Origin of the sequence: Arthrobacter crystallopoietes (genome assembly GCF_017603825.1) — a bacterium.
Lineage (GTDB): Bacteria > Actinomycetota > Actinomycetes > Actinomycetales > Micrococcaceae > Crystallibacter > Crystallibacter crystallopoietes_B.
Genome location: NZ_CP072014.1, coordinates 1,067,354 through 1,093,323, shown reverse-complemented (window position 1 = coordinate 1,093,323; position 25,970 = coordinate 1,067,354). Strand labels below are relative to the sequence as shown.

The following is a 25,970-nucleotide window of genomic DNA, read 5'->3' as shown; positions in this document are numbered from 1 at the left end:
AGACAGAAAGCGAGCAGCCATGGCACGCAACTACACGCTCTTCACCGGCCAGTGGGCGGACCTGCCCTTCGAAAAGGTGGCCGAACTGGCCGCCGGTTGGGGATACGACGGCCTGGAGATCGCGGTGTCCGGGGACCATCTGGACGCGTGGCGCTGGGACGATGACGCCTACATCCAGGACCGGCTGGACATCCTGGCGCGCAACGGGCTAAAGGTCTGGGCCATCTCCAACCATCTGAAGGGGCAGGCGGTGTGCGATGACCCGATCGACTTCCGGCACCGGGACATCGTTGGCCCGCGGGTGTGGGGTGACGGCGATCCGCAGGGCGTCCGCGAGCGCGCCGCGGAGGAAATGAAGCTCACCGCACGGCTGGCACAGCGGCTCGGGGTCAAGACCGTGGTGGGGTTCACCGGCTCGTCCATCTGGCAGTACGTGGCGATGTTCCCGCCGGTGTCCGCCGAGGTGATCGACGCCGGTTACCGGGACTTCGCGGACCGCTGGAATCCGATTCTGGATGTGTTCGACGAGTGCGGGGTCAGGTTCGCGCACGAGATCCACCCGTCCGAAATCGCGTACGACTACTGGTCCACGGTGCGCGCCTTGGAGGCGATCGGCCACCGGGAGGCCTTCGGGATCAACTGGGACCCCAGCCACATGATGTGGCAGGACATCGACCCGGTGTCGCTGATCTGGGACTTCAAGGACCGGATCTACCATGTGGACTGCAAGGACACGAAGCTGCGGATCACCGGCCGCAACACCCGGCTGGGCTCGCACCTGCCCTGGGGCGATCCGCGCCGCGGCTGGGACTTCGTCTCGGCTGGGCGCGGCGATGTCCCGTGGGAAGCGAGCTTCCGGGCGCTGAACGCCATCGGCTACGACGGGCCGATCAGCGTGGAATGGGAGGACGCCGGGATGGACCGGCTGCGCGGCGCGCCGGAAGCGCTGGCGTTCCTGAAGCAGTTCGACTTCACCCGGCCCGAGGCTTCCTTCGACTCCGCCTTCAAACAGTAGCGTGCACCGGTTCAATGTCGGCGCGGGCAACACGCCGGAAACAGAGTGCAGGTAGGCTGGCTTCCATGCGTGAACTCCAGGCGAAAATCATTGCAGAAATGGGCGTGCGGCCCTCCATTGATCCCGAGGAAGAAGCCCGTCGGCGGGTCACCTTCCTGAAGGACTATCTGAAGGCCAGCCGCACCAAGGGCTTTATCCTGGGCATCAGCGGCGGGCTGGACTCCACCGTGGCCGGAAAGCTGGCCCAGCTGGCCGTCGACGAGCTCGAAGCCGAAGGCGTGGAGGCCAACTTCGTAGCGGTCCGCCTGCCCTACAAAGTGCAGCATGACGAGGAAGACGCCCTGGCGGCGCTGAAGTTCATCGACCCGAAGACGTCGTGGACCTTCAACGTGGCTGCGGCGGTGGACGGTTTCGAAACCGAATTCACCACCACCACCGGTGAAAAGATCACCGACTTCAACAAGGGCAACATCAAGGCCCGGACCCGGATGATCGCCCAGTACGCCCTGGCCGGCCAGCACAACTACCTGGTCATCGGCACCGACCATGGCGCCGAATCAGTCACCGGCTTTTTCACCAAATTCGGTGACGGCGGCGCGGATATCCTGCCGCTGTTCGGACTGAACAAGCGCCAGAACCGCCAGCTCCTTGAACACCTCGGCGCCGAGGAACGGCTGTACAAGAAGGCACCGACGGCGGACCTGCTTGATGACCAGCCCGGCCGCACGGATGAGGACGAACTCGGCCTCTCCTACGACCACATTGACGACTACCTCGAGGGCCGCGATGTGCCGGAAGAAGTCGCCGAGGCGATCGAGCACCGGTATCTGATCACCCGGCACAAACGCACGGTTCCGGTGACCATCGCGGACGACTGGTGGCGGAACTAAACTCCGAGCTGGCCGGCTACCGCACCCTGCCGGTCGATTTTTTCGACCCCGTCGGTCCCGGCACCCGATGAACAACCCGGCTGCCAGTTCGGTAACGTAGTCAGCGTGAAGATTGCTACGTGGAATGTTAACTCGATCCGTGCCCGCGCCGACCGTATCGAGGCATGGTTGCTGCGCTCCGACGTGGATGTGGTGGCCATCCAGGAAACCAAAGCCACCGATGAGAACTTTCCGTGGGAGCTGTTCGAAAATAACGGCTACGAGGTGGCCCACTTCGGGCTGAACCAGTGGAACGGCGTCGCCATCGCCTCCCGGGTGGGGCTCGATGACGTGGAGCGCACCTTTATGGACCAGCCGCACTTCGGCAAGACCGATGATGCCGTCCATGCCGAAGCCCGTGCCATCGCGGCCACCTGCGCTGGGGTCCGGATCTGGAGCCTTTATGTACCGAACGGCCGGGCGCGCAATGACCCGCACATGGCATACAAACTGCAATGGCTCGACGTGCTCAAGAAACACGCCGCGGACTGGCTGCAGGCTGACCCGCAGGCACAGATCGCCCTGACCGGGGACTGGAACATCGCCCCGCGGGACGAGGACGTGTGGGACATCGAAAAGTTCCAGCGCGAAGAACTGACCCACGTCAGCGAACCCGAGCGCGCCGCCTTCCGCGCCTTCGAGGAAGCCGGCTATATCGACGTCGTCCGCCCGATCCACCCGGGTCCGGGCACCTATACGTACTGGGACTACACCCAGCTGCGCTTCCCGAAGAAGGAAGGCATGCGGATCGACTTCGTGCTGGCCTCGCCGGCGCTGGCCTCGCGCGTAACCGACGCGATCATCGACCGCGAGGAACGCAAGGGCAAGGGCGCCTCCGACCACGCGCCCGTGATTGTGGAACTGGACTAATGATGACCAGCTTCCCGTACGTTTCCTACCTTCGGGTCTTCGAGCCCCTGGATGCCTTCTCCGATGATGAGCAGCTGCTCATCATGGAACAGCGCAGCCGGGACCGCCGGATCACCGAGGAGCTGGACCGCGGGGAGTCGCTGCGCCGCATCACCCGGACGGTCTCCGACCCGTTCCCGCACGACAGCGAGGATCTGGTGCGCGTGCTGCACTACCCGTCGCCGGAGGGCCTGACCACGCCGTACTACTGCCCCAACCAGCTGGCCGTGCGCAGCACGTTGGCGGCGGAGTCTATTTCGCACAGCCTGCACAACCCGCTGCTGGGCTTGCTGCTGCCGGAAGCGGCGCGGGATGCCCAGCAGCAACGGCTGGATCCGGACACCTTCGCGGATTCACTGGCCAAGCTGCACACCAGAAGTTCCACCTGGGGCATCCCGTTCGGCTGGTTTGTCCTCTTCCGCGAAGACGACCACGCCGAAGTGATCGAGGGCCGCCACGGCGTGGAAACCGTGCGGCTGAGCGCGCCGCTCATGCAGTGCATCGACCGCGCCCGGTATGCCGCGGCCAGCCTCGCGGTGGCGGCGCCGGGACTTGACCTGCTCGACGAACTCACCGAAATCACGGAGTGGATGGAAACGTTCACACTGACGGGCATGCTGGAACTGGACTACGGCCGCGTGGCGGACATGGTCTACCCGGACGATTCGCCCTCCGATGTCCAGGCCGGCATCGAATCGCTCGCTGAGGGCGATATGACCGGGGCCGCTGCCGCTTACCGGCGCCTGGCCACCCGTTGGATCAAGATCCGGCAGCTGGCGCGCGCCTCCTGAGCCTTCCGGGCCGTCAGACCTCGGCGGCCTTGCCTTCCAGAACCGCTCGTTCACGGTCATTCCTGGCCAAAGCCGCGGCCACGGTAAACTCCGCGCGGGCCTCCTCCCGCCGGCTGAGACGGGCCAGCAGTTCGCCGCGGACGCTGGGCAGCAGGTGCGATCCGCGCAGCGCGCCGTCGGAGCTGAGCCGGTCCACAATGGCGAGCGCCGTTGCCGGCCCGGTAGCCATCGATACGGCGACGGCGCGGTTGAGTTCCACCACGGGACTTGGCGCGATCCGGCCGAGCGCCTCGTACAGCAGCACGATGGCCGGCCAATCTGTGTCATCGACGCTCGCTGCAAGGGCGTGGCACTGGGCTATCGCGGCCTGCAGGGCATAACTGTTCCTTCCCCGGCCCATTGCATCGGCCCGTGCCAAGGCGGTTTCGCCCCGCCTGATCTGGGCCCGGTCCCACCGGCTCCGGTCCTGGTCTGCCAGCAGGACCGGGGTCCCGTCCGGCCGGGTGCGGGCGGCGAAACGGGAGGCCTGGAACTCCATGAGCGCCACGAGAGCATGGGCCTCGGGCTCACGCGGCACCAGCCCTGCGAGGATGCGGCCGATCCGCAGTGCCTCGTTGGCGAGGTCCGGCCGGAGCCAGCGGTCGCCCGACGTCGCTGCATACCCCTCGGTAAACATGAGGTACACGACGCCGAGGACCGCGCCGAGCCGTTGGCCCCACTCGTTCGGCTCCGGGACCTCGAAGGGAACCCGGGCGGCCGCGAGGGTCTTCTTGGCGCGCACGATCCGCTGCTGGATAGTGACGACGGGCACCAGGAACAGCCGCGCGATCTCCTCCGTGGTCAGGCTCCCGACAATCCGCAGCGTCAGGGCCACCTGCGCCTCGCGCGGGAGGACGGGGTGGCAGGCGGTGAATACCAGCCGCAGCACGTCGTCGTCCAGCGGTTCCCAGGCCACCGCGTCCTCGTCCTGCAGCCCGCGGGCTATCTCGCGGTAGCGCTCGTCGAGCCGGGCGGCCCGGCGCCACCCGTCGATGGCCTTGCGTTTGGCCACTGTGGTGAGCCAGGCGCCGGGATTGCGCGGAATGCCGGATTCGGGCCACTGGGCCAGGGCATCGGTCACAGCCTCCTGGGCCAGGTCCTCCGCGAGCCCGACATCCCCGGTCGCCCGCGCCAGGACCGCCACGATCCGAGCGCCTTCGATCCGCCACAGCGCATCAATCCGGCGCTGGACCTTGTCCGCTTCCTCCGCACCAGGCATGACGGGCTCCCGCCGCGCGGCTTGTCCTAGCCGATCTCGCTGTTCAGGTCCGCTTCCTGCTTGCGCCATTCGGATTCCTTCTGGATGTATTCGTTTTCGGCAAAATCGGCGAAATCTGCCTCCTCGGTGATCCGGCGGACTTCGAGCTTGGAACCGGGACCAAGCGGGCAGCGGCTCGCCCACTCGACGGCCTCTTCCTTGGACGAGACCTGGATGATCCAGAACCCGTTGAACAGCTCATGGGTCTCTCCGTAGGGGCCGTCCGTGACGACCGGCGGTTCACCCGAGAAGTCGACAACGAAGTTCGCGTCCTCGGACACGTCGGCCAGACCGTCCCCGCCCAGCATGACTCCGGCCTTGATGAGCGATTCGTTGTAGGCGCCCATCTTATTGATCATCTCCTCGAAGGGGATCTCCTTCGAGGCCGCAAGAGTTTCGGCGGTGCTGCGCATGATGAACATGTATTTCATGGTTCTCTCCCTATCTGGATGAAGGCGCCGTGCGCGTCCTTCTACTATTGCGTCGAACCGGGCACGTGGGAATCGACACGGCGCCGAAAATTTCTTTGACGTCTTTACGTCGCCGTCTCTTCGGCCACGCCGGACAATGATTACGACGACGGCGGCGGTGCGGTGGAGCGGCGGATGATCAGCTCATGCGGCTGGTAGGGCGGCGTGTCCAGCCGCGGCGCCCCCCGTAGTTCGCCGAGCAGCAGCTCCGCCGCGTAGCTGCCCTGGCTTTCGGGGCTTTGGCGCAGCGTCGTCAGGCCCATCGGCTCGGCAAACTCATGGTCGTCGATACCGATGACGGACAGTTCCTCGGGGACACGGATGCCCCGCTCCTGCGCAGCCAGCAGCACACCGAAGGCCATCTCATCCGAGGATGCGAAGACTGCTGTGGGGCGCTCCGCCGGCTGGTCAAAGAGCCGGGCGGCAGCCAGCTTGGACTCCCGGACCCTGAATTTTCCGGTGATCAGCCACTGAGGCCTGGCCTCCAGCCCGTGGCGTTCCAGCGCTGCCCGGTAGGCTTCTTCACGCTGCTTCGGGACGGCGAACTCGATCCCGTACTCACCGCCTCCGCGCACATGGCCGATCCGGGTGTGGCCCAGGCTGATCAGGTACTCCATGGCATCCGTGGCCGCGCCGCGGTCGTCGATGCTGACGTTACGCAGCCCGTCCACGTAGCCGCCGATGGTGACATTGGGATAGTCCAGCTGCTGCAGCGCCGCCAGCTCTTCAGGGGTGAGCTCCATGCACATGACCAGCAAGGCGTCGATCCGCTTGCGCAGCATGGTGCGGTGGAAAACTCGGTCCCGGTTCAGGCCGGTGCCGCCGAGGCTGAAGACCACCATGTCATAGCCGGCGGCCCGCAGCGCCCGGTCAACACCCTCCAACGCGGAGGAAAAATACCAGCGGTCGATCAGCGGAAGCAGCACACCCATGGCCATGGTCCGTCCGGAGGCTAGATGCGCGGCCGAAGACGAGGCCACGTAGCCCAGCTCCTCCGCCTTCGCCAGCACCTTGCCGCGGGTGGCCACCGAGACCCCGGGCAACCCGCGCAGCGCACGGGAGACCGTGGCCGTCGAGACGCCCAGTGCCCGGGCGACGTCGTCGATCCCGGTCATGGCAGCCTCACCCCTTGAGGCCACCAGCGAGCAGGCCGCGGACAAAGTAGCGCTGCAGGCCGAAGAACACCGCCAGCGGAATGATCATGGAGACGAAAGCGCCCGCGGTGAGCCGGTGCCATTCGTTGCCCCGTGTGCCCGTCAGCTCGGCCAGCCGCTGCGTAATCGGGGCGACATCCGCGGTGCCGCCGGAGAAAACCAGCGCGACCAGGAGATCGTTCCACACCCATAGGAACTGGAAGATGCCGAAGGAGGCAATCGCCGGCACCGAAAGCGGCAAAATGATCCGCCAGAAAATGGTGGCGTGGCCCGCGCCGTCCACGCGTGCCGCCTCGATCACCTCGCCCGGGATCTCGGAGATGAAGTTGTGCAGCAGGAAGATGGCCAGCGGCAGGGCGAAGATGGTGTGCGCTATCCACAGCTGCGCGTACGTGCCTGCTGGCAGCAGCTGGAATTCGCCGATTTTCAGGTTGATGAACAGGGACAGCAGCGGAATGAGGGCCATTTGCAGCGGAACAATCTGCAGGGCGAAGACGAAGATGAACAGCGTATCTTTGCCCCTGAACCTGCCCCAGGCGAAGATGTAGGCTGCCATGGACGCGAGCACCAGCGGGAAGATGGTTCCCGGGATAACGATGGCCAGCGAGTTCAGGAAATACTGGCCCAGGTTGGGCGACGAGCTTCTGCCCGAGGCCAGCACGTCGCCATAGTTCTCCAACGTGAACTGGAAGTCCCCGAGGAAGTTCCACCAGCCGCTGTTCTGGATGCTGTCTTCGGGCCTGAAGGAGGAAATAAACAGGCCGAAGGTCGGAATGGTCCAAATGGTGGCGATGATGATGGCGGCCGCCGTGGCGCCGCGGGAAGTTAGCCGCTGCCGAACCCGCCGGGCCATGGGTTCCGGCCGGCCGGTCTCGATGGCATCTTCGGTCGCCACCGCCGTCGCCGCGGACGCATCTGCTGGTATGGCGCTCATCGGATCTCCCTCTGCATCTTCAACTGCCGTGCGTTGTAGACGACGATCGGCAGGACCATCAGGAACAGCACCAGCGCGAGCGCGGCACCGCGGCCGGGCTCGTTGGCGCGGAACGCCTGGGTGTACATCTCATTGGCGATGACCGAGGTTTCGAAGTTGCCGGCGGTCATGGTCCGGACAATATCGAACACTTTCAGTGTGCCGATCGTGATGGTGGTGATCACGACGATCAGCGCGCCGCGGATGGACGGGATGGTGATGTTGCGGAACTGCTGCCAGGCGCTGGCACCGTCCAGCCGGGCCGCCTCGACAATCTCGTTCGGGATGCCCTTGATCGCAGCGGACAGGATGACCATGGCAAAGCCGGTCTGGATCCAGATCATCACCGCGATCAGGAAGAATGTGTTCTCCGGCGCGTCCAGGAGGAACTGTTTGGGCTCGCTGCCGGTCCACACCAGGATCTGGTTGAGCAGGCCGATCTGTTCCTGTTCCGCGCCGCGGTAGGCGTACATGAACCGCCAGATCACGCCCGCACCGACCATCGAGATGGCCATCGGCATGAAGACCAGCGCCTTCAGGCCTTTTTCGCCCCGGGCCCTGTCGATAAAGACCGCATAGGCGAGCCCGATGGCGGTCGAGAGCAGCGGCACCAGGATGACCCAGAGCACCGTATTGCGCAGCGTGACCAGGGCCTCGGGCTGCGTGAACATCCAGACGAAGTTGTCCAGCCCGTTGGGGTCGCCATTACGGTCCGTAAAGGCCAGGAAGGCCGTCAGTACGGCCGGGCCGACCAGTCCGATTGCCAGCAGAACGGCCGCCGGGGCAAGGAATCCGATGATCGTGGCCTTGTCCCGGAACGACTTGGGCGCCCTGTCGACCAGCAACATGATCAGACCGATGATCGCGGCGAAGATGGCAAGGGCAATCACCACCTGGAAAAACTTCTCGCCAAGATCCTCCATGGCGCAGCCTCCTTGATGCGGGGAATGAAGCGGATGAGGCCCGGCCGGCGCAGCTGTTCAGGCGGACCGGCCGGGCCGTGGACTCAGTTACTCACTGGGCCAGCTGGATTCGATGGAATCCAGTACTTCCTCGGTGGACTTGCCGTTGATCCACTCGACGATGCCGCTCCAAAAGGAGTTGGCTCCGACCGCTCCGGGCATCAGGTCCGAGGCGTCAAAACGGAACACCGTGTTTTCATCCTGCAGCAGCTCAATGGACTGCTGGTCCAGCGGGTTCTGCGCCAGCGACGCGTCCAGACCCTTGTTGGCGCTGATGGCCGCTCCCTGCTGCACGCGGTTGTTGGCAAATTCCGCCGAGGCCATGTACTGCTGGAACGCCGAAACTTCTTCGCGATCCGCGTAGGCAGCAACAAATTCGCCGCCTCCGGTGATCGCCCCGGCGCCGGCTTCCTCACCGGGAGTGATGAAGGCCCAGACGTCGCCGTCCTCGGCCACGGTGGTTCCCTCCGGCCAGTTGGCGGCCTGGAAGGTGGCCTGGTGGTGCATGGCACAGCTGCCGTCGAGCACCGGCTGGCCGCCTTCTTCGACCGTGGTGGAGAGGATGGAGCGGACGTCGCCGAAACCGCCGTTGACGTAGTCGGGGTTCTTGACGATGTCGCCCACTGCGTTGAAGGCATCAGCGATCTGCGGGTCGTTGAACGGGATCTCGTGGCTGATCCACTGGTCGTAGACCTCCGGGCCCGCCTGGCGCAGTACGGCGTCCTCGACCCAGTCCGTGCCCGGCCAGCCGGTGGCCTCGCCGGCTTCGAAACCCGCGCACCAGGGCTTCATGGTGCCCTCGTCAGCAATGGTCTGCGACAGGGTCATCATTTCGTCCCAAGTCTGCGGGACTTCCCAACCCTTCTCCTCGAAGGTGGACGGTACGTACCAGACGTACCCCTTGACGCTGGCCAGCATCGGAGCGGCGTAGAACGTGCCGTCCACGGTTCCGTAGCCCTTCCAGTCCTCGGACCAGTTTTCATCCACGAGCGCCTCGACTTCCGCCGGAGCCGGCTTCAGATAACCTGCCTTGGCATGGGCGGCAAGGAGGCCGGGCTGCGGAATGATGGCGACGTCCGGCGGATTACCGGCCTGGGCGCGCACCCCGATCTGGGTCTCGAACTCGTTGGAGCCTTCGTACACCACGTCGATCCCGGTGCACTCTTCGAAGTCCACCCAGGAGTTCTCAAGGCGCTCCCCTTCGAGATCGGTGATGGTTGAGTAGACGCTGACTTCGGCGCCGTCGAACGTTCCGTAGGTCTCGTAGGTACTGCAGTCCGCTGCCGCCTCCGAGCCCCCTCCGCCCTCTTCCGAGCCGCCGCCTGGGCCGCAGGCGGAGAGGATGAGGGCCAGCGCACTGAGCGTTGCCAATGGCAGAACTGCCTTTTTCGAGCGGACAAATCCCATGATGTGACTCCTTTGTCAGGTGGCCGCGAGTGAACTGGACAAAGCAGCAGTAAGCCACCAGGTGTGGATCGGGTATCTGAAACGTAAACGCTTACGCTACGCAAGACAAGAACGTTTTACCGACCGGTAGGCTTTGATGCCGAATTGTGACCCAGACCATCCGCACCGGCGACGGGCACTTCGGCAGGATCCGGAAGGACTATTAGCGGGAGGATCAGTGAACGCGTTCAGGGCGCCCCAGCCGGGCGCGTGCGCTGGTACCGATGCTGATGACCACTGGAGTCTCCCGGCCGATCACCAGGTCCAGCGCTTCCACCAGATCCGAGACCTGCTCGGCCACAAGGTACGGCGGCACGCCCTTGCGCGGCAGCACCCTGATGCGCAGGCCCGGTGTGCCCCGGAATACGTAGGTAGTAATGGTTGCGTGCAGGATCTCCTCGCGTTCCAACAGCGCAGCCTTCAGCGCCTGCTCCGCAACCGCACTGCCCAGTTCAACGGCGCCCGGCCCGCCGTCGTCGTTGTAATCGGCTGCCAGGGTGCCTACCCGGCCCTTGCCTTGCTGCGCCACCCAGGCGATCATCAGCACGATCAGCACCAGCATCACCAGCGCCAGCACAATCCACAGCCAGCTGTCCCGCTGGCCCGGCAATGTGGTCGCGTCCAGCACGCTTTCGATGCCCACCCCGGCCCCCCGCGTCAGCGCATGCCAGCTGCCGGCCAAGGCCGGAACCGCGGCCAGCGCCACGGTGGTGGCGCCCACGCCGATCAGCAGCAGTCCGATCAGGGTCAGCAGCACGCGGTTGAGTACCCGCGGAGTCTCATTCATTGGCCCACCACCCCCGACGTCGAAACTCTGACCCGGACCTCGGGCATGGGATCGATGTAAGAGCGCTGCAACTCGTCCTCCACTGCGGACTGGATGGCGGATTCCTCCACGGGAATGCCGGAAGTGGGACGCAACTGGACCTCCACGAGTGTGCGTGAAACCGTCACGAGCACCTGTTCCTCGGTGACATTCGCACGGGTCCGCGCCCGGAGCGCCAGCGACGAGGCCAGAACTTCGTCGTCGACGACGGCGATTCCGCGCCGGCTGGGAAGGACGTGGCGGTGCAGATGGCCGGGCAGAACACCCTGCAGGAAGAAGAACAGGCCGGCGAAGAGGATCAGCACGCCGCTGGTGCCCAGGATCAGCGTGGGCACGTTCTCCGGCAGCTGGTTCAGCCAGGCTGCGAAGTCCCGGGGCTCAAGCAGCCAAGCGGGTTGCCCGATGGCTTTCAGCGCGGCTTCGAGCAGGATGTAGAGACAGATCAGCGAAACCAGGACCGCGGCGACGATCGCAGCCGGGGCACGGGAGCTGCGGGTTTCACGCAGGGCCAGCCGGTCGTTGAAGCGGTCCCCCGCCTCGTAGGCGCTGGCCCGGCCGTCATAGTCTTCGCGGTAGTCGGTGCCGCTCATCGGACGCGGCCCCCGTCCTGGATCCGGATTCCGGTCACGCGGATATCCACCCGGCTCAGGGTAGACCCGCTGATGCGCGTGACGCGGTCCAGGATTTCCCCTTTCGCCGCGTGCACCCGTTCCCAGATCGAGCCGCCGAAGCCGGCCACCAACTGCGGGTCCTGCAGGACCCGGGTCAGCGAAGGAATGCCGATCGGCAGGGCCAACGAGAGCGCCAGATAGCCCTGGTCGTCCCGCCAGCTTGCCCGGATGAGCGCGGGGGAAACGCCAAGGACCTCCCCGGCCACGCCCTGGGCGGTGCTGGTCAGGGCCTGCGTGCTGACGCGGTTGTGGCCGGCGAGCCGGCGCTCTGCTCCGCGGGCCGGGACCGCGGCATCAGCGGCTGTCATGAAGAGGAGCGGCGTCCGGTCAGCGCGTCGCGGACACCGCGCAGATCGAGTTTGCCGTCTGCGGCACGGCCGATCAGGGCGCCGACAGCCAGGAACACGGCCATCAGCAGGAAGCCCCAGAATTCGAATACCAGTGCCGCCCAGGCCAGGGCTGCGCCCACGCCCATGCCGACTACGGTGTTGCTCATTTTTGGCCTGCCTCCAGGTTCTCCGACGGCCCTCACGGTGCCGGCTGCCTGGCGGATTTCTCCGCCGTCGTTTTCGGGTCATTGAGGCCGGGCACGTGAACGTCGTTGATTTCCACATTGACTTCAATGACATCCAGCCCGACGAACTGCTCCACGGCACTGTAGACCGCCGCACGGACCTTCTGCGCGAGTTGCTGCAGCGGCACACCGTACTGGGCCACCAGATTGATGTCCACGGCTACCTGGGTCTGCCCCACCTCCACGCGGACCCCCTGGCCGATGTCGCTGCCGCCCACGGCATCGCGCAGCGCGCTCAGTGCACGGGCGGTGCCCGAGCCCAGTGCGTAGACACCGCTGACGCTGCGTGCCGCCACCGCGGCGACCTTGGCTACTGCAGTATCCGAGATCGTTGTACGGCCGGGTGCCTCCGGACCCACGTTGTGCAAGGCCGGCTCCTGGAGGGCAGGGTTGGGGATGGCGGGCTGGTACGCCGGCGGTTGACCTGCCGGATTCTGATTCTCCACCTGTTCTCCCATCGCCGTGCGTTCTCTTGAAGCAAGCCTAACGCGTATGGCCGACGGCGGGAGCGCCCGATTAAAAGGTGCAGTTGGACTTCAGCCACTCCTGGATGGGCTCTACCGCTTCCCGGAATGATTCGTCGTCAAAATCGGTCAGGTCCTCGTGCTTGGCCAACTCCGCTTCGACGTCGTCCAGCTCGTCGTGCAACTCGGCCGGCGCCTTGTCCCGCAGATCCTCGACCTCTGCCTGCAGTTCGTCCAGCCGCGCCTCATCCACGCCCGCAATAAAGCTCAACGGCGCCAGCATCAAGACGGCGACTTTGGCCGCCACGGCCGTGCAGGCTTCGGTCCTGGTGCCGTAACTTCCCCATTTGCCAGGGTCCTTGGACGGCGCGGAATCATCGGGACCGCTGCTGGAACTGTCCGGGTTGTCCGGGGGCGTTTCGCCGGCCCGCAGGCCGGTTTCCCCGTCGCCGGATGTTCCAGAGCCGAAAGCGGACGACGGCGGCTGTCCGGTTTCCGTTTCAAGCGATGAGTCGGGTTCGCCCACTCCGGGCGACGTTAGTCTGGCCGAGGTCTCGGACGGAGACTGGGGGAAGGCGGTGCAGGCAGTCAGTCCCACTACGGCCGCCGTGAAGATGACCGCGGCCTTCGCCAGGAACAGTCCTGCCCTCCCAAATGAAAATAGCGCCGTACCCACGCAAACAGGGTACCGGGCCACTCTGTGAAGACCATGGGAACGTTTCAGCCGTGCTGTGCGGACAACCCCCGGTGATCCGGGGCCCGAATGCGGCGGGGGCGGGGCGGCGTTAAATGAAAGAACCCCGCGCTTCGGAGAAGGCGGGGATCTAGGTGGTGGCTCCGACCGGCGTCGATCCGGTGACCTTTCGATTTTCAGTCGAACGCTCTACCAACTGAGCTACAGAGCCTGGGAACATCTGACGATGATCACCGTTGACTTTCTAAATCACTCTAGAAAACCAGAGCGACCCTGACGGGACTCGAACCCGCGACCTCCGCCGTGACAGGGCGGCGCGCTAACCAACTGCGCTACAGGGCCTTGCTTTTTTGCCAGCATTCATCTTACCAGTCTTTTGAAGCGGTCTTGACCACCTTCTGCTGACTGGAAATCAGCTTACTGAGTACCCCCAACGGGATTCGAACCCGTGCCGCCGCCGTGAAAGGGCGGTGTCCTAGGCCGCTAGACGATGGGGGCCTTAGGACCACTTCGGATTGTTACCCGCTGTGGACTCATAAAACTATAGAGCCTAGATCCGGATTTTCCAAAACGGGTTTTTGGCACAGGTAGAGTCGTTACGTGCCGATGGAAATGTCCCTGCCGGATTTCGAGGACGCGGTCAACGACGCGATCGATCAGATTCCGGACAAGATCGCCCGCGAGATGAGCAACGTGGGCATCTTTGTCGAGGAGGAATACACCCCGCAGCCGTGGGAGGATCCCGAGACGGAACTGCTCGGCCTCTACGAAGGGACACCCCTGACGGAGCGGGACCAATGGTGGGACGCCGGCTCGCTTCCGGACCGGATCCTCGTGTTCCGCGGACCGATCCTGCGGATGTGCGAGAGCCGCGACGAGGTCATCCACGAGGTCCTGGTCACCGTGATCCACGAGGTGGCCCACCATTTCGGCATTGCGGACGAGCGGCTGCACGAGTTGGGGTGGGGCTGAGCATGGGTCACGGCCACGGACACAGTCACGGCCTGCCCGCTTCCGGCACCGCGACCGCCAAGCACCGCAAGAAGCTCATCTGGGTGGTGGCCATCACCCTTGCCGTGGTGGTCATCCAGGTTATCGGCGCATTTATCTCCGGCTCCCTGGCGCTGCTGGCGGACGCCGGCCACATGCTTTCCGACGCGGCAGGTGTCTCGATTGCCCTGATGGCCGCATGGATTGCCACGCGGCCACCCTCGGACAAGCGCACCTACGGCTACCAGCGCGCCGAAGTCCTGGCGGCCCTGGCCAATGCCGTGGTGCTGATCGTCATTGCGGTCATCATTTTCCTGGAGGCGCTGCGCAGGTTCGGGCAGACGCCGGAGATCCACACCGGCGCGATGCTGCTCACCGCCGTGCTCGGCGCCGTCGCAAATTTTGTCTGCCTGCTGATCCTCCAGGGCGGGCACAAGGAAAGCCTCAACGTCCGCGGCGCCTATCTGGAGGTGCTCGGGGATCTGCTGGGCTCGGTCGCGGTGATTGCCGCCGCCGTCGTTATTGCCTTGACCGGCTTCGTCCAGGCGGACACCTTCGCCTCCATCCTGATCGCCGTGATGATCCTGCCGCGCGCTTGGAGCCTGCTGCGCGACGTCGTCAATGTGCTGCTTGAGGCGACGCCCAAGCACGTGGACGTGGCCAGCATCCGCGAGCACATCATGAGCGCCGACGGCGTGGTGGACGTCCACGACATCCACATCTGGACTATTACGTCCGGCGTCCCGGTGTTTTCGGCACACGTGGTGGTGGCCGACGAGACCCTTCATGCCGAGGGCATCGACCGCGTGCTGGACCGGCTTTCCGGATGCCTGGGCAGCCATTTCGACACCGAACACTGCACGTTCCAGATCGAACCGCTTTCCCACGCCGACCACGAAACCCGCCACCACGACTAAGGTTCCTGGCGGCCCGTCCACAGCGGATCTCCCCGGCAAAGGCACTTCTTGTGCTGCGACACGCCCGACGTAAATGAGGCAAAACTACACGGTTGTTACTAGTGTTTTGATTGGGACTCATGTTGCCAAAGTGACCAGGGATGCATATTCTCAAGGAGTTGTGAATGCAGCCCGGTCTCCCGTTCGGCCTTCTTGAGAGGCCCGAGACCGCCTCGATCCCGTGATCGACCGTTCCCGAACGTGTGCATTCACTGCACACTCGCAGCTAGGGGACCGCAACGCATGGGGATGTCACCAGGACGCTCTGCCTGTTCAAAACGCACGACGCCGGTGCGCACCATTTCGCTGGCGGCTGCCACTGTCGCTTTACTCGCCATGGCCGGCCTGCCTCCGGCCGCCGCAGCACCCACCGGGGAGCTGCCGCAGGTTTCGGTATCCGCAGTGCAGATTCCCGCCAGTCCCGCTCTGTCCGACAAGGACATTGAGGCGGCCAAGGGGGACGCCGATGCGACGAAGGCACTCGTCGAACGGATCGAAGAGCAGCTGCGCGCGGCCAGCGGGGAGCTGGAGAGCGTCCGCTACGAGACGATGCAGTCGCAGAACAACTACAGCACCGCCCTGCTCATCCAACAGGACCGGACCTCCGAACTGGAGGACGCACGCGGCAAGGCGAAGCAGGCCGGTGAATATTTCGAAGCCGTCCAGGATCAGGTGGGCCAGCTGGCGGGAGAGCTGTACCGCAATGGTGGCGTCAACCCGGGTTTGGGCTCCCTGCTGGCCAGCGCCGATGCGGACGAGGTGCTCTACAAGGCCTCGACCCTTGGTGCGCTGTCCGACAACCGGTTCCAAACCCTGACCTCCGCCCAGCAGGCAGCCCAGCTGTGGACAGCCTGGGAACTCCACGTTTCGGAAGCCGAAGAAGCCGCCCAGGACGCGGCTGCCGCGGCCAAGGCCGCGGAGTCCAACGCCAAGGCCGCCAGCACGGCCCACGAACAGCTCGTCAGCAAGCAGGAGGTCCAGCGCCAGGTCCTGCTGGACCATCTGGCCGAACTCCGCGGCACCAGCGTGGCCGAGGAGAACCAGCGGATCGCTGCACTGGAAGAAGCCGAGCAACAACGCCAGTTCGCGGCTCTGGTGGCCGAGTCCGAACGTCAGGCAGCCGCGCAGCCAGCAGCAGCCGGCAACATTCCGGCCTCCGGCAATACCGGAAGCCCGGCGCAGACACCCGCGATGGTCGTTCCGGCCGCGGACGGCATCACGCCCGCTCCGGCGGCACCGGCTCCCGCCGCGCCCAGCACCTCACCGGCGCCTTCCGCACCGGAGGCTCCCCCTGCCCCACCTGCTCCCGCTCCCGCACCTGCACCGGACCGGGCACCGGAACCTGCGCCCGAGCCCGAACGCGCGCCGGAGCCAGCCCCGGCGCCACCACGCGCACCCGCACCGGCACCCGCACCCGCACCCAAGCCTTCGCCGAAACCGGCTCCGCCGAAGCAGGAGCCGGCTCCCGCCCCCGCACCGAATTACTCCATGGCGCAGACCGCGATCAACTACGCGACCGCCAAGGCGTCAAACAAGAAGTCCTTCTACGAATGGGCCGGAAACGGACCGTGGGGGTTCGACTGCTCCGGTCTGACACAGCAGGCCTTCGGCACGGCGGGCAAGTGGATTCCGCGCACGGCCACGGCACAGTACGACCAGGCACCGCACAAGGTTTCGCTGGGCAATCTGCAGCCCGGTGATCTGGTGTTCTGGGGCACCGAAGGAAACTTCTGGCACGTGGCGCTCTACATCGGCGGCGGCCAGGTGGTCCACGCCATGAACCCGAACGACGGCTTGCGCGTCACGCCCATCGGCTACATGTACGGCAAACTGCATGGGTACGGAGCGCGCTGGACCTAAGCAGGGGGAGCTACGAGCAGGGAGGATCACTCCTCCGGCATCGGGCCGAATTTCCTGCGGTCGTCGAGCCGCGGATCATGGGCGTCCGGGACTACCATGACCGGGCCCTTCGCGTGATGCAGGACTCCCTGGCTGGTGGAACCGAGCAGCATACCGGCAAATCCACCGCGTCCGCGTGTACCCATTACCAGCAGTTCGGCCGTCCGCGTGGCTTCGATGAGCAGCTCCACGGGAGAGCCGTCCTGGACCTCGCCGCTGATCTGCAGGCCGGGGAAGTGGCTGCGCAGCCAGGCGACGCCGGCGTCCAGCTGTGACCTGAGGTCCGCGTACAGCGCTTCCCGGTCCAGCGGCGCGGGTACCCAGGCCAGCGAACCGGTGAACGGCGGCAGTGCGCAGATGACACGCAGCGGCCTGCCCCAGCGCGCGGCCTGCTCGGCCGCGACGAGTGTGGCCATGCGCGCCTGCTCCGAGCCGTCGACGCCGACCAGGACAACCTTTTCCACGTCGTCGGGCCTGACCGGTGAGTCCTTGGTCTTGGGCAGTTCGAAATCCACCCCTTCGAGCCGCGGAGCGCAGGCCAGCGGAATGGTCACCGAGGGGCAATGGGCGTGCGCCGGGACGGCGCTGCTGACCGAGCCCAGCAGCCGGCCCATGAAGCCGCCGCGTCCACGCGTACCGACAACTACCAGCTCCGCTTCTTCGGACAGCTCCAGGAGCACCCCGGCGGCGTCCCCGGTTTCCACCGTGGCATGGACTTCGACGCCGTAGCCGTCGACCTTCTCCACGGCCTGCTGAAGTACGGCTTCCGCGCCTTCGCGGATCACCGCGTCATCCAAGGTGGCGTAGCCGGCATCCATGCTCGAAGCGGCGAAGACGGGAACGGTATAAGCGGTGACGACATGCAGCGGGGTCCGGCGTTTTTGTGCCTCCTGGGCTGCCCATACCAGTGCACAGTGGCTCTGGTCCGAACCGTCCACACCAACCACGATTCCGCGGGGCGTTCCGCCGTGGCTGGCATTACCGGGTGTTGCGTTTGTCATTGCTCCCGCCTCCCTCGAATAAGGCAACCGCTCCGTTGCCATCTACTCTCAGCTTACTCCCAGAGAAGCCTCTTCTCAGGGAGGGCAAATTTGGATAGGCTTCGAGAAATCGCTGTCGAGCTCTCACTCGGCCTGTGACCTGTGCCCGATGCGGATCCCGCCGCCGTGGCACTCTCCTACCCGTTCGAGGAGGCTGTACGGTGAGTGCTGTGTGCCCCGCAGACGTACCGATCGAGTCCACCACCACAGTCGTCATTGGTGCCGGCCTGCCTGGCCTCGCCGTGGCCAGTGAACTGAGCAGGCACGGTGTCGCCTCCATTGTCCTGGAGGGCATGGGCACGGCCGGCAAGCGCCGGAGTGTCATGACGGACTCGGTATCGCTGACGGAACGCTCGGAACTGCTGCGACTGCTCCGCGGCTACGCCACCAGCCACCGGCTGGACGTCCGTCCCAGCACGATGGCCAGCAAACTGAGCCGGGACCGGCAGCAGAAGTGGGTCATCCATACGGAGCAGGGCATCCTGCAGGCGGAGTCGGTGGTGCTCACGGACTGCCCGCAGAACCAGGTCCGCCGGTTCCTGCGCGGTCTCGGCCTCAGCCTCGGCAAGGACCTCCGGACATCATTGAAGTCCCTGGGCCTCTACCTGGTGGGTGTGGCCGATCTGCTCACGCCCAGCACCCGGGAGATTGTCCGGCAGGCCAAACTGGTCGGCGACGCCATTGCCGGCGGCCGCATGCTGACCGCCTGAGCTACTCGCCGCCCTTGCCGAGGCGGCGCTTCGCCGTCACGCCGATGACGACGCCAAGCACCACGAGCACTGCGACCATGCCAAGGACGCTCCACGGAACCGTCTGGCCGGCTACTGTGACGCCCGCCGGCCCGCCCGCCGGATTTTCTTGCGTCTCGATCGGCTCGGGCGTTCCCGCACCGGCCTCTGTACCCGCGCCGGCACTGGCACTGGCACCAGCACTGGCACCTTCTGTGCCCTCTGCGCCGGATTCCACAGTGAAGGTGAAGTTGCCTTCAATCGGATGGGCGTCGGATGACACCACCCGCCACACCACGGAGTATTCGCCCGCAGGCGCATCGACCTTGATCGGCTGGCTGACTTCGGTATCCGTGATCTGCACCTCGCCGTCGGCCCAGTTGGTTCCCGTCGAATCCTGAATCTGCACGACGGAACCCAGCGCCACGGGCACGTTGCTGAAGGTCAGTGTCAGCTCCTCGGGCATGGTCTCCACCGTCGCACCGTCTTCCGGGGTGTGCGAGAGAAGCTCGTCGTGGGCTTGCGCCCCGGCGGCGGGAAAGAGTACGAAGGCGGCGGCCACCAGCACAGCCGTGACTAACCTAACGGCTGCGGAGGCACTCAGGAGAAGCTTTTTCACTCCACCAGCCTACGTCGAGGGTTAGGATTCATGGGAAACGCGCCATCCCAACACTTCTGCGGAGGACCTCTCCATGCCCCGACAGGGAAATGTACAGACCAAACAGGGCTTCCTGGCCAAGGTGGACACCTATTTTGAGATCACCAAAAGAGGTTCCAACTACTCGCGTGAAATCCGCGGTGGTCTGGCTACCTTTTTTGCCATGAGCTACATCGTGGTGCTCAATCCGCTGATTCTCAGCGGCGCAGACTCGAACGGCGATGAACTCGGTGGTGCCCGCGTGGCTGCGGTCACCGCGCTGGTGGCCGGCGTGCTGACCATCGTCATGGGCGCCTGGGCGAAGTATCCGTTTGCCCTCGCGACCGGCCTGGGTGTCAATGCGTTCGTTGCCGTTACTGTGGCCAGCAACCCGGGCCTCACCTGGCCGGATGTCATGGGTCTGGTCGTACTCTCCGGTGTCACCATGCTGATCCTGGTGCTGACTGGCTTCAGAACGGCCGTCTTCAGGGCTGTTCCGGCGAGCCTGAAAACTGCCATCGTGGTGGGCATCGGCATGTTCATCGCGCTGATCGGCCTCGTCAACGCCGGCTTCGTCCGGCGCGTCCCCGACGTTGCCGGCACGACCGTACCGGTGGGGCTGGGCTTCGACGGCAAGCTCGTGGGCTGGCCCACACTGGTCTTCATTTTCGGCCTGGTCCTGACCATGGCTCTGGTGGTGCGCAAGGTCAGAGGCGCCATCCTGATCGGTATCGTGGCCGCCACCGTCTTCGCCTTGATCGTGGAGGCCGTTGCCCGTCCCGGTTCCCAGGGCGCCGGGGTGCCCACCGGCTGGTCGCTTGTCACGCCGAGCCTGCCGGACTGGAGCGCCCCGGACCTGAGCCTGATCGGCCAGGTCAACATCTTCGGCGCCTTCAGCGAACTCGGCGTCACGGCCGCCAGCCTCCTGGCCTTCGCCATCCTGCTCAGCATCTTCTTCGACGCAATGGGCACCATGGTGGGCCTGGCCAACGAGGCCGGCCTGACCGACAAGGAAGGCAACATTCCGCACGTGGACCGGGTGCTGCTGGTCGATGCGGCCGGCGCCATCGCCGGCGGTGGAGCCTCGGTCTCCTCCAACCAGATCTACGTTGAATCCGGCGCCGGGATCGGGGAAGGCGCCCGGACCGGACTGGCCAGCATCGTCACCGGCCTGCTCTTCGTTGTCGCCATGTTCTTCACACCGTTGATCTACCTGGTGCCGTTCGAGGCGGTCGCCCCGGCACTCGTCGTCGTGGGTTTCATGATGGTGTCGCAGGTGGGCCGGATCGACTGGTCGGACTGGGGCGTGGCCCTTCCGTCCTTCCTGACCTTCACCCTGATGCCGTTTACCTATTCGATCGCCAACGGTCTGGGTGCCGGGTTCATCGCCTACGTCATCATCCGCGCCGTGCAGGGCCGTTCCAAGGACGTGCATCCGCTCATGTGGGCAGTTGCGGCGGCATTTGTGATCTTCTTCGGGATCGGGCCGATCGAGCAGCTTCTGGGCGTGGCCTGAGGGATTAAAACCGAGATGCCGGGGCTGGGCCTAACTTGGGGGGATTAGGCTTCAGCTCCCGGCATCCGGCACCGGATCAGGTCCGGTTGAGCAGACAGGGTGCTCCAGCCACCATCCATAGTGTCGAAGCCGATTTTGTCCCCGGTCTGCCTCCGAAGAGTTCACCGCAAGCGGCTCCCTCCCGGGCCTATACGGTCTCCCATAGACCGTTCGTTTCCTAATGTAATACAGACCTGCTGACAAGTCACAACATTCGGTGAAACGATCCTAATTCGTTGCCGGGTCTTGCAGAACGGCAAACCCTCTGGAAAACTTAGCCACTTCCTCACGGCCCCAGAGCTGGGCCGGAACTGCGCCGCCCAGCAGGGCCCGCACAAGCTGCGGGTCGTCGCCGAACGGAATGTCGCTGCCTGCGATGATGACGTTGCCATAGCGCCGCCCTTTAAGCATAGGCGGGTCGGCGATGACCAGGGTATGTTCGAAGACGCTGGAGATAGTGGCAGCCTCGGCGCGGGCGCGCAGCAGCTGCGGGCTGTCCCCGCAGTTGACCAGATAGATTCCACCCGGCGCCAGCACCCGGCGGGCGGCCTGGGTGAACTCCAGCGTGACCAGGCCGTCAGGGGTCTGGCTGCCGGCAAAGACGTCCCGGATGATCAGGTCCCGGCTGTTTTCGGACAGCGATTCGGTGACCTCGCGGGCTTCGCCGACGCGGATACGCACCAGCGGTGCCTTGGGGATATCGAACCATTGCCGGACCAGCTCGGCCAGTTTGGCGTCGATTTCGACGACGACCTGGCGCGCGTCCGGGTAGCGCGACGCGAGGTAACGCGCCATCGAGCAGGCCCCGCCGCCTAGGTGCAGTGCGCGCAGGGAACCCGTTGCCGGCCAGTGCGATTCGATCAGCGCCGCCATCCAGCGCATGTACTCGAAGTCGAGCCGCTCGGGCTCGCCGATCACTACATGTGAGGACTGGACCCCGTTAATCTTCAGCAGCCAGGCGTCCGTTCCGTCGGCGTCCCGGACCAGTTCGGCCACGCCGGAGGAAATCTCGTACCGGCCTTCGGCGGGCCCGGCAGCAGCAGCGGCGGGCTCGGGGTTGCGGCCGCGGTTGCGCCGTCCCATCAGCCGTTCCGGTCGGCGAAATCAGGCGCAGTCATACCGTTGATCGTAAGACGTCCGCCGCTCCGGCCGGAAACCCGCCTACTTCACAACCGCGAAAGCGAAGCCGTCCCAACCCTTGGAGCCGATGGTCTGCACGGCCGTGGCATCCAGCCGGTCATCGCTGCCCAGCAGCGCCAGCGCATCACGTGTGCCGCGGATGGCCGCCGCCTCCGCGTTATCCCCGCCCGCGCCTGCCTGGTCCGCATCCAGTACGCTGCCGCCGCGGACCACGTTGTCCACCACGATCAGGCTGCCGGAGCGGGTCAGCTTCAGCGCCCAGTTGACGTAGTTGGCGTTGTTTTCCTTGTCGGCGTCGATGAAGACCAGGTCAAAGGGGCCTGCGCCGTCAGCCTCGAGCTGCGGCAGCGTGTCCAGTGCGGCACCCACCCGTATGCTGACCTTGGCACCGACGCCGGCCCGTTCCAGATTCTCCCGCGCCACCTCGGCATGGCGCGCCTCGTACTCGCAGGTGACCACTTCGCCGTCGTCCGGTAATCCCCGCGCCAGCCACGTGGTGCTGTAGCCGCCCAGAGTGCCGATTTCCAGCACCTTCCGGGCCCCCGTCAACCGGGCCAGCAGCATCAGCAGCTTCCCCTGCGGCGCGGCCACTTCGATGTGCGGCAGTCCGGCGGCCGCGGTAGCGTCACGGGCCGCCGTCAGCGCCTCGTCTTCGCCGACCAGCGTGGCGGTAAGGTACTCCTCTACCTCCACCCAGCGCTCTTCCGGCCCGGCGTTCATGCGCGGTCCTGTTCGGAGATGGCTGCTTCCAGCCGTTCCACCTTGCCGGTCAGTTCCCCGTAGTAGCCGGGCCGGATGTCCGCTTTCAGGACCAGCGAGACCCGCTCGCCAAACTGTCCCACGGCTTCCGTGGCCCGCTTGATGACGTCGAAGACCTCGTCCCACTCACCTTCGATGGTGGTAAACATGGCATCCGTTTTATTGGGCAGGCCCGATTCACGGACGATTTTCACGGCGGCGGCGACGGCCCCGTGGACCGAAGCGTCGTGCGGTGCGGGCCCTGCGGCGGGCGCGCCGGACGGAGAAACTGAGAAGGCTACAAGCATGAGCCCAGTCTCGCACAGCCACCTGCGGTGCAACAGGCTTTGCCGTCGCAGTAGTCCGCGGCGGCCGGCTTTGGCAGGATGGGGTGGACCACACTTCCCCGGGAGGCACCTTTTATGCTGATCCTCGTCATCAACTCCGGCTCCTCGTCGCTGAAGTACCAGGTGCGCGAGGTCCCCTCGGAGACCAACGCGGTCCATGCCGACGGCAGCATCGGGCAGATCGGCGACGGCGAAATCCGCGACCACACCGATGCCCTTGGGGTCATGGCCAAGGAGCTGGACCGGCAGCTCGGCTCCCGCAGGATTGATGTAGTGGGCCACCGGGTAGTGCACGGCGGCGAGGACTATAACCGGCCCGTGCTGATTTCGCCCCAGGTGCTGGAGACCATCGAGCGCCTCAGCCCGCTGGCGCCGCTGCACAACCCGGCGAACGCCGAAGGCATCCGTGCTATCGGCAAGAAATGGCCGGACATTCCGCAGGTAGCCGTCTTCGACACCGCCTTCCACTGCACGCTGCCCGAACACGCCTGGCGCTACGCGCTGCCCGATGAGCTGTACCGCGAACATGGCATCCGGCGCTACGGCTTCCATGGCAGCAGCTTTGAATACGTCACCGGGGAAGCGGCCCGCCTGCTCGGCATCCCGCTCGGTTCCTTCAACGCCGTGATTGCGCATGTGGGCAACGGCGCCTCGGCCACCGCCATCTCCGGCGGCCAAAGCGTGGACACCTCCATGGGGCTGACCCCGCTGGAGGGTCTGGTGATGGGCACCCGGCCGGGCGATCTGGATCCCGGGCTGGTGCTCTTCCTGCAGCAGACCGGCCGGACCCCGGACGAACTGCAGGACCTGTTCAACCACGAATCCGGCCTGAAGGCCCTGGCCGGGGAGAGCGACATGCGCAGGATCGTCGAAGCATCAAACAACGACGACGCCAAGGCGGTCCTGGCGCTGGAGGTAGCGAGCTACCGGCTGGCCAAGTATGTCGGCGCCTACCATGTTGCGTGCGGCGGCGCCCAGGCCCTGGTCTTCACCGCCGGAGTAGGTGAGCATTCCGCCGCGTTCCGCGCCCTCGCCGTCGGGCGTCTCGGCGCACTGGGCATCACCCTGGAGCGCGAGGCCAACGAGGCGGCCGACGATCCGCAGGAGGCGTGCGTGATCAGCGACGCCGGATCCGCCATTCCCGTCCTGGTGGTGCCCACGGACGAAGAAAAGGTCATCGCCGAGGCAGCTGCCGCCGTCGTTAGTCAGCGCAGTTAGCCGCCGCCGGGCTTAATCGGCGCGGCGTACTTCCGGGCTGCGCGGTGCTTCCGGGCTGCGCGCCCCGACTCAACCCTTGAGGTGTGCCCGCTCCTTGGTCGAATTTTCGATATCCGACGCCGTGGCTTCGATCAGTTGGTGCGCCAGGTCCGACAGGGCCCGTGCAGCGGCCAGTTCGTCGCCGATCTTTGGCACGTCGGAGTCGATCGGATTAAGCCGGGCCAACCCGATTCCCCGGTGATCTCCTCCACCGTCCGCCTTCAACTTGGCCTCGGCCCGCGTTTTCCCTTCAAACTCGTCGATGACGATCTCCACCGACCAGCGCTTTTCTTCCATGGTCACCGCCTCCTCTTAACACCCCCACCTTCCGACGCCATGGCAGCTGCGTCAAGGGTCCGTGGGCACAGAGTTTGCCGGTCCTGCCTAGCCCCAACCTGCGAGGCGGAGCAGGGCCGCCGCAGCGGCGCCGGCGATGACGACGACGAGGAACGGCGCGCGCAGCACCAGGGCAACCGCCGCGGCCAGCAGTGCGCCGAACCGCGCATCGAAGGTCAACTGCTGCCCGGAGGAGAAGGCGTTGACCACCGTCAGCGAGGCCAGCAGGCCGATGGTCAGCGTGGCAGCAACGCGGGACATCCGCTCGTTCTTCATCCACTTTGCCGGCACCAGATAGCCCACGAGTTTGGTGGCGTAGCTGACCACGCAGGCGACGAGAATCCAGAACCACAGGCTCATTCGGGCCTCCTCTGGTGAGTGCCGTTCTTGCCCCGGCCGCGGCTGGCCGTGGCGTCTTCGGGCAGCACCATGTGGTGGCAGTCGTGCTCGGAATACGGCTCGTCGTAGGGTTCGATGTCCGGGGCCATGCCGGCGGGAACGCGGTTGTGCGCGAACCAGCCGATAACCCCGGCGACACCCGCGGCGACCAGAATGGGAACGCCGCTCGGCAGGAAGGGGACGGCCAGCAGCGTGGCCAAACCACAGACGACGGCGATGGCGGCTGGCTCCTTGCCCTTGAGCCGGGGCCACAGCAATGCCAGGAACGCCGCCACGGCCGCCCCGTCCAGTCCCCACTGTTTCGGATCGCCCAAGGCGTTGCCCGCGAGCGCGCCGACGGCCGTGAACAGGTTCCACAGGATGAAGATGCCCACCCCGGCGGTCCAGAAGCCGCGGCGCTGCTCGCCCGGGTCGGTCTGCCCGGACGCAGTGGCCGTGGACTCGTCGATGGTGACCTGGGCGGCCAGCAGTTTCCGCCAGTGCCGCGGCGACAGCAGGGCGTTCATCTGCATGCCGTAGATCCCGTTGCGGATGCCGAGCAGCGCCGAAGCGCTCATCGCCGCAATGCCGGTGCCGCCGCCGCTGATGACGCCGATGAAGGCGAACTGGGAGCCGCCGCTGAAGAGCAGAAAACTCAGGGCCATGGTCTGCCAGAAATCCAGGCCTGACGCCACGGACAGGGCACCGAACGAGATCCCGTAGAGCCCGGTGGCGATGGCGATGGAAAGCCCCACCTTCACCGCGGGGGACTGCAAAATCTTCACCCCACCAGA

General features: G+C 65.6%; 30 protein-coding genes and 3 tRNA genes. 10 read left to right on the top strand and 23 right to left on the bottom strand.

Annotated features, from left to right (window positions below; genetic code table 11):
• The first annotated feature begins 19 nt into the window (after positions 1–19).
• From J5251_RS05120 to J5251_RS05105, 4 genes are all read left to right on the top strand, one after another.
• Positions 20–1,015: a sugar phosphate isomerase/epimerase family protein gene (locus tag J5251_RS05120; RefSeq protein ID WP_208575391.1), complete on the top strand. Its 996-nt coding sequence runs from the start codon at positions 20–22 to the stop codon at positions 1,013–1,015.
• A gap of 65 nt (positions 1,016–1,080) precedes the next feature.
• Positions 1,081–1,905 carry an ammonia-dependent NAD(+) synthetase gene (gene nadE, locus J5251_RS05115; protein WP_139003924.1) on the top strand — a complete coding sequence of 275 codons (825 nt, stop codon included), beginning with the start codon at positions 1,081–1,083 and terminating at the stop codon, positions 1,903–1,905.
• 105 nt (positions 1,906–2,010) lie between these two features.
• Positions 2,011–2,814, top strand: a complete 804-nt coding sequence (locus J5251_RS05110; RefSeq protein ID WP_139003923.1) for an exodeoxyribonuclease III — start codon at positions 2,011–2,013, stop codon at positions 2,812–2,814.
• Positions 2,815–2,816: 2 nt separating this feature from the next.
• A complete protein-coding gene (locus J5251_RS05105) occupies positions 2,817–3,644 on the top strand; it encodes a hypothetical protein (protein WP_139004210.1) in 828 nt (275 codons plus the stop codon).
• A 13-nt stretch (positions 3,645–3,657) separates the two neighbouring features.
• Here J5251_RS05105 and J5251_RS05100 read toward each other — a convergent pair whose 3' ends face one another.
• From J5251_RS05100 to J5251_RS05030, 15 genes are all read right to left on the bottom strand, one after another.
• A complete protein-coding gene (locus tag J5251_RS05100; protein ID WP_208575390.1) occupies positions 3,658–4,902 on the bottom strand; it encodes an RNA polymerase sigma factor in 1,245 nt (414 codons plus the stop codon).
• A gap of 26 nt (positions 4,903–4,928) precedes the next feature.
• Entirely contained in the window at positions 4,929–5,372 is a 444-nt protein-coding gene (locus J5251_RS05095; protein WP_208575389.1) for a YciI family protein, read from the bottom strand.
• A gap of 140 nt (positions 5,373–5,512) precedes the next feature.
• Positions 5,513–6,526 carry a LacI family DNA-binding transcriptional regulator gene (locus tag J5251_RS05090; RefSeq protein ID WP_208575388.1) on the bottom strand — a complete coding sequence of 338 codons (1,014 nt, stop codon included), beginning with the start codon at positions 6,524–6,526 and terminating at the stop codon, positions 5,513–5,515.
• Positions 6,527–6,533: 7 nt separating this feature from the next.
• Positions 6,534–7,499 carry a carbohydrate ABC transporter permease gene (locus J5251_RS05085; RefSeq protein WP_208575387.1) on the bottom strand — a complete coding sequence of 322 codons (966 nt, stop codon included), beginning with the start codon at positions 7,497–7,499 and terminating at the stop codon, positions 6,534–6,536.
• Complete coding sequence (locus tag J5251_RS05080) at positions 7,496–8,461, bottom strand: carbohydrate ABC transporter permease (RefSeq protein WP_208575386.1); 966 nt, start codon at positions 8,459–8,461, stop codon at positions 7,496–7,498. The genes J5251_RS05085 and J5251_RS05080 overlap by 4 nt, the downstream gene beginning before the upstream one ends.
• Positions 8,462–8,548: 87 nt before the next feature.
• Entirely contained in the window at positions 8,549–9,907 is a 1,359-nt protein-coding gene (locus J5251_RS05075; protein ID WP_208575385.1) for an ABC transporter substrate-binding protein, read from the bottom strand.
• A gap of 214 nt (positions 9,908–10,121) precedes the next feature.
• Complete coding sequence (locus J5251_RS05070) at positions 10,122–10,733, bottom strand: hypothetical protein (RefSeq protein ID WP_208575384.1); 612 nt, start codon at positions 10,731–10,733, stop codon at positions 10,122–10,124.
• Complete coding sequence (locus J5251_RS05065) at positions 10,730–11,362, bottom strand: hypothetical protein (protein WP_208575383.1); 633 nt, start codon at positions 11,360–11,362, stop codon at positions 10,730–10,732. The genes J5251_RS05070 and J5251_RS05065 overlap by 4 nt, the downstream gene beginning before the upstream one ends.
• Positions 11,359–11,751, bottom strand: a complete 393-nt coding sequence (locus tag J5251_RS05060; RefSeq protein WP_139003914.1) for a hypothetical protein — start codon at positions 11,749–11,751, stop codon at positions 11,359–11,361. The genes J5251_RS05065 and J5251_RS05060 overlap by 4 nt, the downstream gene beginning before the upstream one ends.
• Positions 11,748–11,939: a DUF2273 domain-containing protein gene (locus J5251_RS05055; RefSeq protein ID WP_139003913.1), complete on the bottom strand. Its 192-nt coding sequence runs from the start codon at positions 11,937–11,939 to the stop codon at positions 11,748–11,750. The genes J5251_RS05060 and J5251_RS05055 overlap by 4 nt, the downstream gene beginning before the upstream one ends.
• A 32-nt stretch (positions 11,940–11,971) precedes the next feature.
• A complete protein-coding gene (locus tag J5251_RS05050) occupies positions 11,972–12,463 on the bottom strand; it encodes an Asp23/Gls24 family envelope stress response protein (RefSeq protein ID WP_139003912.1) in 492 nt (163 codons plus the stop codon).
• 70 nt (positions 12,464–12,533) lie between these two features.
• Positions 12,534–13,157, bottom strand: coding sequence for a hypothetical protein (locus J5251_RS05045; protein ID WP_139003911.1), 624 nt, complete (start codon positions 13,155–13,157; stop codon positions 12,534–12,536).
• A 153-nt stretch (positions 13,158–13,310) separates the two neighbouring features.
• A tRNA-Phe gene (locus J5251_RS05040) sits at positions 13,311–13,386 on the bottom strand.
• Positions 13,387–13,443: 57 nt separating this feature from the next.
• Positions 13,444–13,517 (bottom strand) — tRNA-Asp (locus J5251_RS05035).
• A gap of 83 nt (positions 13,518–13,600) precedes the next feature.
• Positions 13,601–13,673, bottom strand: a tRNA-Glu gene (locus J5251_RS05030).
• Positions 13,674–13,781: 108 nt separating this feature from the next.
• Between J5251_RS05030 and J5251_RS05025 the strand changes: the two genes are divergently transcribed.
• The 3 genes from J5251_RS05025 to J5251_RS05015 all read left to right on the top strand — a co-directional run bounded on the left by J5251_RS05025 (position 13,782) and on the right by J5251_RS05015 (position 16,981).
• Complete coding sequence (locus J5251_RS05025) at positions 13,782–14,147, top strand: metallopeptidase family protein (protein ID WP_240792958.1); 366 nt, start codon at positions 13,782–13,784, stop codon at positions 14,145–14,147.
• A 2-nt stretch (positions 14,148–14,149) separates the two neighbouring features.
• Positions 14,150–15,082, top strand: coding sequence for a cation diffusion facilitator family transporter (locus tag J5251_RS05020; RefSeq protein WP_139003910.1), 933 nt, complete (start codon positions 14,150–14,152; stop codon positions 15,080–15,082).
• Positions 15,083–15,364: 282 nt separating this feature from the next.
• A complete protein-coding gene (locus J5251_RS05015) occupies positions 15,365–16,981 on the top strand; it encodes an NlpC/P60 family protein (protein WP_208575382.1) in 1,617 nt (538 codons plus the stop codon).
• Positions 16,982–17,007: 26 nt separating this feature from the next.
• Here the strand turns inward: J5251_RS05015 and J5251_RS05010 are convergent, their stop codons facing one another.
• Positions 17,008–18,021: a universal stress protein gene (locus J5251_RS05010; RefSeq protein ID WP_139003908.1), complete on the bottom strand. Its 1,014-nt coding sequence runs from the start codon at positions 18,019–18,021 to the stop codon at positions 17,008–17,010.
• 200 nt (positions 18,022–18,221) lie between these two features.
• Here J5251_RS05010 and J5251_RS05005 point away from each other — a divergent pair, with 200 nt between their 5' ends.
• Positions 18,222–18,770, top strand: a complete 549-nt coding sequence (locus J5251_RS05005) for an FAD-dependent monooxygenase (RefSeq protein ID WP_240792917.1) — start codon at positions 18,222–18,224, stop codon at positions 18,768–18,770.
• A 1-nt stretch (position 18,771) separates the two neighbouring features.
• Here the strand turns inward: J5251_RS05005 and J5251_RS05000 are convergent, their stop codons facing one another.
• A complete protein-coding gene (locus tag J5251_RS05000) occupies positions 18,772–19,407 on the bottom strand; it encodes a copper resistance CopC family protein (protein ID WP_244250794.1) in 636 nt (211 codons plus the stop codon).
• A gap of 73 nt (positions 19,408–19,480) precedes the next feature.
• Between J5251_RS05000 and J5251_RS04995 the strand changes: the two genes are divergently transcribed.
• Complete coding sequence (locus tag J5251_RS04995) at positions 19,481–20,941, top strand: NCS2 family permease (protein WP_139003906.1); 1,461 nt, start codon at positions 19,481–19,483, stop codon at positions 20,939–20,941.
• A gap of 267 nt (positions 20,942–21,208) precedes the next feature.
• On the opposite strand, the gene J5251_RS04990 is transcribed toward J5251_RS04995, so the two are convergent.
• The 3 genes from J5251_RS04990 to J5251_RS04980 all read right to left on the bottom strand — a co-directional run bounded on the left by J5251_RS04990 (position 21,209) and on the right by J5251_RS04980 (position 23,166).
• Positions 21,209–22,063, bottom strand: coding sequence for a spermidine synthase (locus J5251_RS04990; RefSeq protein WP_208575381.1), 855 nt, complete (start codon positions 22,061–22,063; stop codon positions 21,209–21,211).
• 78 nt (positions 22,064–22,141) lie between these two features.
• A complete protein-coding gene (locus tag J5251_RS04985) occupies positions 22,142–22,840 on the bottom strand; it encodes an O-methyltransferase (protein WP_208575380.1) in 699 nt (232 codons plus the stop codon).
• A complete protein-coding gene (locus J5251_RS04980; RefSeq protein WP_139003903.1) occupies positions 22,837–23,166 on the bottom strand; it encodes a thiamine-binding protein in 330 nt (109 codons plus the stop codon). Before J5251_RS04980 ends, J5251_RS04985 begins: the two co-directional genes overlap by 4 nt.
• A 114-nt stretch (positions 23,167–23,280) precedes the next feature.
• Between J5251_RS04980 and J5251_RS04975 the strand changes: the two genes are divergently transcribed.
• Entirely contained in the window at positions 23,281–24,423 is a 1,143-nt protein-coding gene (locus J5251_RS04975; RefSeq protein WP_208575379.1) for an acetate/propionate family kinase, read from the top strand.
• 69 nt (positions 24,424–24,492) lie between these two features.
• Here J5251_RS04975 and J5251_RS04970 read toward each other — a convergent pair whose 3' ends face one another.
• The 3 genes from J5251_RS04970 to J5251_RS04960 all read right to left on the bottom strand — a co-directional run bounded on the left by J5251_RS04970 (position 24,493) and on the right by J5251_RS04960 (position 25,961).
• A complete protein-coding gene (locus J5251_RS04970) occupies positions 24,493–24,759 on the bottom strand; it encodes a DUF1876 domain-containing protein (RefSeq protein WP_139003901.1) in 267 nt (88 codons plus the stop codon).
• Positions 24,760–24,846: 87 nt separating this feature from the next.
• Positions 24,847–25,158 carry an AzlD domain-containing protein gene (locus J5251_RS04965; protein ID WP_139003900.1) on the bottom strand — a complete coding sequence of 104 codons (312 nt, stop codon included), beginning with the start codon at positions 25,156–25,158 and terminating at the stop codon, positions 24,847–24,849.
• Positions 25,155–25,961, bottom strand: coding sequence for an AzlC family ABC transporter permease (locus J5251_RS04960; protein ID WP_139003899.1), 807 nt, complete (start codon positions 25,959–25,961; stop codon positions 25,155–25,157). The genes J5251_RS04965 and J5251_RS04960 overlap by 4 nt, the downstream gene beginning before the upstream one ends.
• Between the last annotated feature and the right edge of the window lie 9 nt (positions 25,962–25,970).

Excerpts from the sequence above, each read along its gene's own strand:
- J5251_RS05120 (WP_208575391.1), top strand. The coding sequence starts at position 20 with ATGGCACGCAACTACACGCTCTTCACCGGCCAGTGGGCGGACCTGCCC.
- nadE (WP_139003924.1), top strand. The coding sequence starts at position 1,081 with ATGCGTGAACTCCAGGCGAAAATCATTGCAGAAATGGGCGTGCGGCCC.
- J5251_RS05105 (WP_139004210.1), top strand. The coding sequence starts at position 2,817 with ATGACCAGCTTCCCGTACGTTTCCTACCTTCGGGTCTTCGAGCCCCTG.
- J5251_RS05100 (WP_208575390.1), bottom strand. The coding sequence starts at position 4,902 with ATGCCTGGTGCGGAGGAAGCGGACAAGGTCCAGCGCCGGATTGATGCG.
- J5251_RS05095 (WP_208575389.1), bottom strand. The coding sequence starts at position 5,372 with ATGAAATACATGTTCATCATGCGCAGCACCGCCGAAACTCTTGCGGCC.
- J5251_RS05090 (WP_208575388.1), bottom strand. The coding sequence starts at position 6,526 with ATGACCGGGATCGACGACGTCGCCCGGGCACTGGGCGTCTCGACGGCC.
- J5251_RS05085 (WP_208575387.1), bottom strand. The coding sequence starts at position 7,499 with ATGAGCGCCATACCAGCAGATGCGTCCGCGGCGACGGCGGTGGCGACC.
- J5251_RS05080 (WP_208575386.1), bottom strand. The coding sequence starts at position 8,461 with ATGGAGGATCTTGGCGAGAAGTTTTTCCAGGTGGTGATTGCCCTTGCC.
- J5251_RS05075 (WP_208575385.1), bottom strand. The coding sequence starts at position 9,907 with ATGGGATTTGTCCGCTCGAAAAAGGCAGTTCTGCCATTGGCAACGCTC.
- J5251_RS05070 (WP_208575384.1), bottom strand. The coding sequence starts at position 10,733 with ATGAATGAGACTCCGCGGGTACTCAACCGCGTGCTGCTGACCCTGATC.
- J5251_RS05065 (WP_208575383.1), bottom strand. The coding sequence starts at position 11,362 with ATGAGCGGCACCGACTACCGCGAAGACTATGACGGCCGGGCCAGCGCC.
- J5251_RS05060 (WP_139003914.1), bottom strand. The coding sequence starts at position 11,751 with ATGACAGCCGCTGATGCCGCGGTCCCGGCCCGCGGAGCAGAGCGCCGG.
- J5251_RS05055 (WP_139003913.1), bottom strand. The coding sequence starts at position 11,939 with ATGAGCAACACCGTAGTCGGCATGGGCGTGGGCGCAGCCCTGGCCTGG.
- J5251_RS05025 (WP_240792958.1), top strand. The coding sequence starts at position 13,782 with ATGGAAATGTCCCTGCCGGATTTCGAGGACGCGGTCAACGACGCGATC.
- J5251_RS05020 (WP_139003910.1), top strand. The coding sequence starts at position 14,150 with ATGGGTCACGGCCACGGACACAGTCACGGCCTGCCCGCTTCCGGCACC.
- J5251_RS05015 (WP_208575382.1), top strand. The coding sequence starts at position 15,365 with ATGGGGATGTCACCAGGACGCTCTGCCTGTTCAAAACGCACGACGCCG.
- J5251_RS05010 (WP_139003908.1), bottom strand. The coding sequence starts at position 18,021 with ATGACAAACGCAACACCCGGTAATGCCAGCCACGGCGGAACGCCCCGC.
- J5251_RS04995 (WP_139003906.1), top strand. The coding sequence starts at position 19,481 with ATGCCCCGACAGGGAAATGTACAGACCAAACAGGGCTTCCTGGCCAAG.
- J5251_RS04990 (WP_208575381.1), bottom strand. The coding sequence starts at position 22,063 with ATGGGACGGCGCAACCGCGGCCGCAACCCCGAGCCCGCCGCTGCTGCT.
- J5251_RS04985 (WP_208575380.1), bottom strand. The coding sequence starts at position 22,840 with ATGAACGCCGGGCCGGAAGAGCGCTGGGTGGAGGTAGAGGAGTACCTT.
- J5251_RS04980 (WP_139003903.1), bottom strand. The coding sequence starts at position 23,166 with ATGCTTGTAGCCTTCTCAGTTTCTCCGTCCGGCGCGCCCGCCGCAGGG.
- J5251_RS04975 (WP_208575379.1), top strand. The coding sequence starts at position 23,281 with ATGCTGATCCTCGTCATCAACTCCGGCTCCTCGTCGCTGAAGTACCAG.
- J5251_RS04970 (WP_139003901.1), bottom strand. The coding sequence starts at position 24,759 with ATGGAAGAAAAGCGCTGGTCGGTGGAGATCGTCATCGACGAGTTTGAA.
- J5251_RS04965 (WP_139003900.1), bottom strand. The coding sequence starts at position 25,158 with ATGAGCCTGTGGTTCTGGATTCTCGTCGCCTGCGTGGTCAGCTACGCC.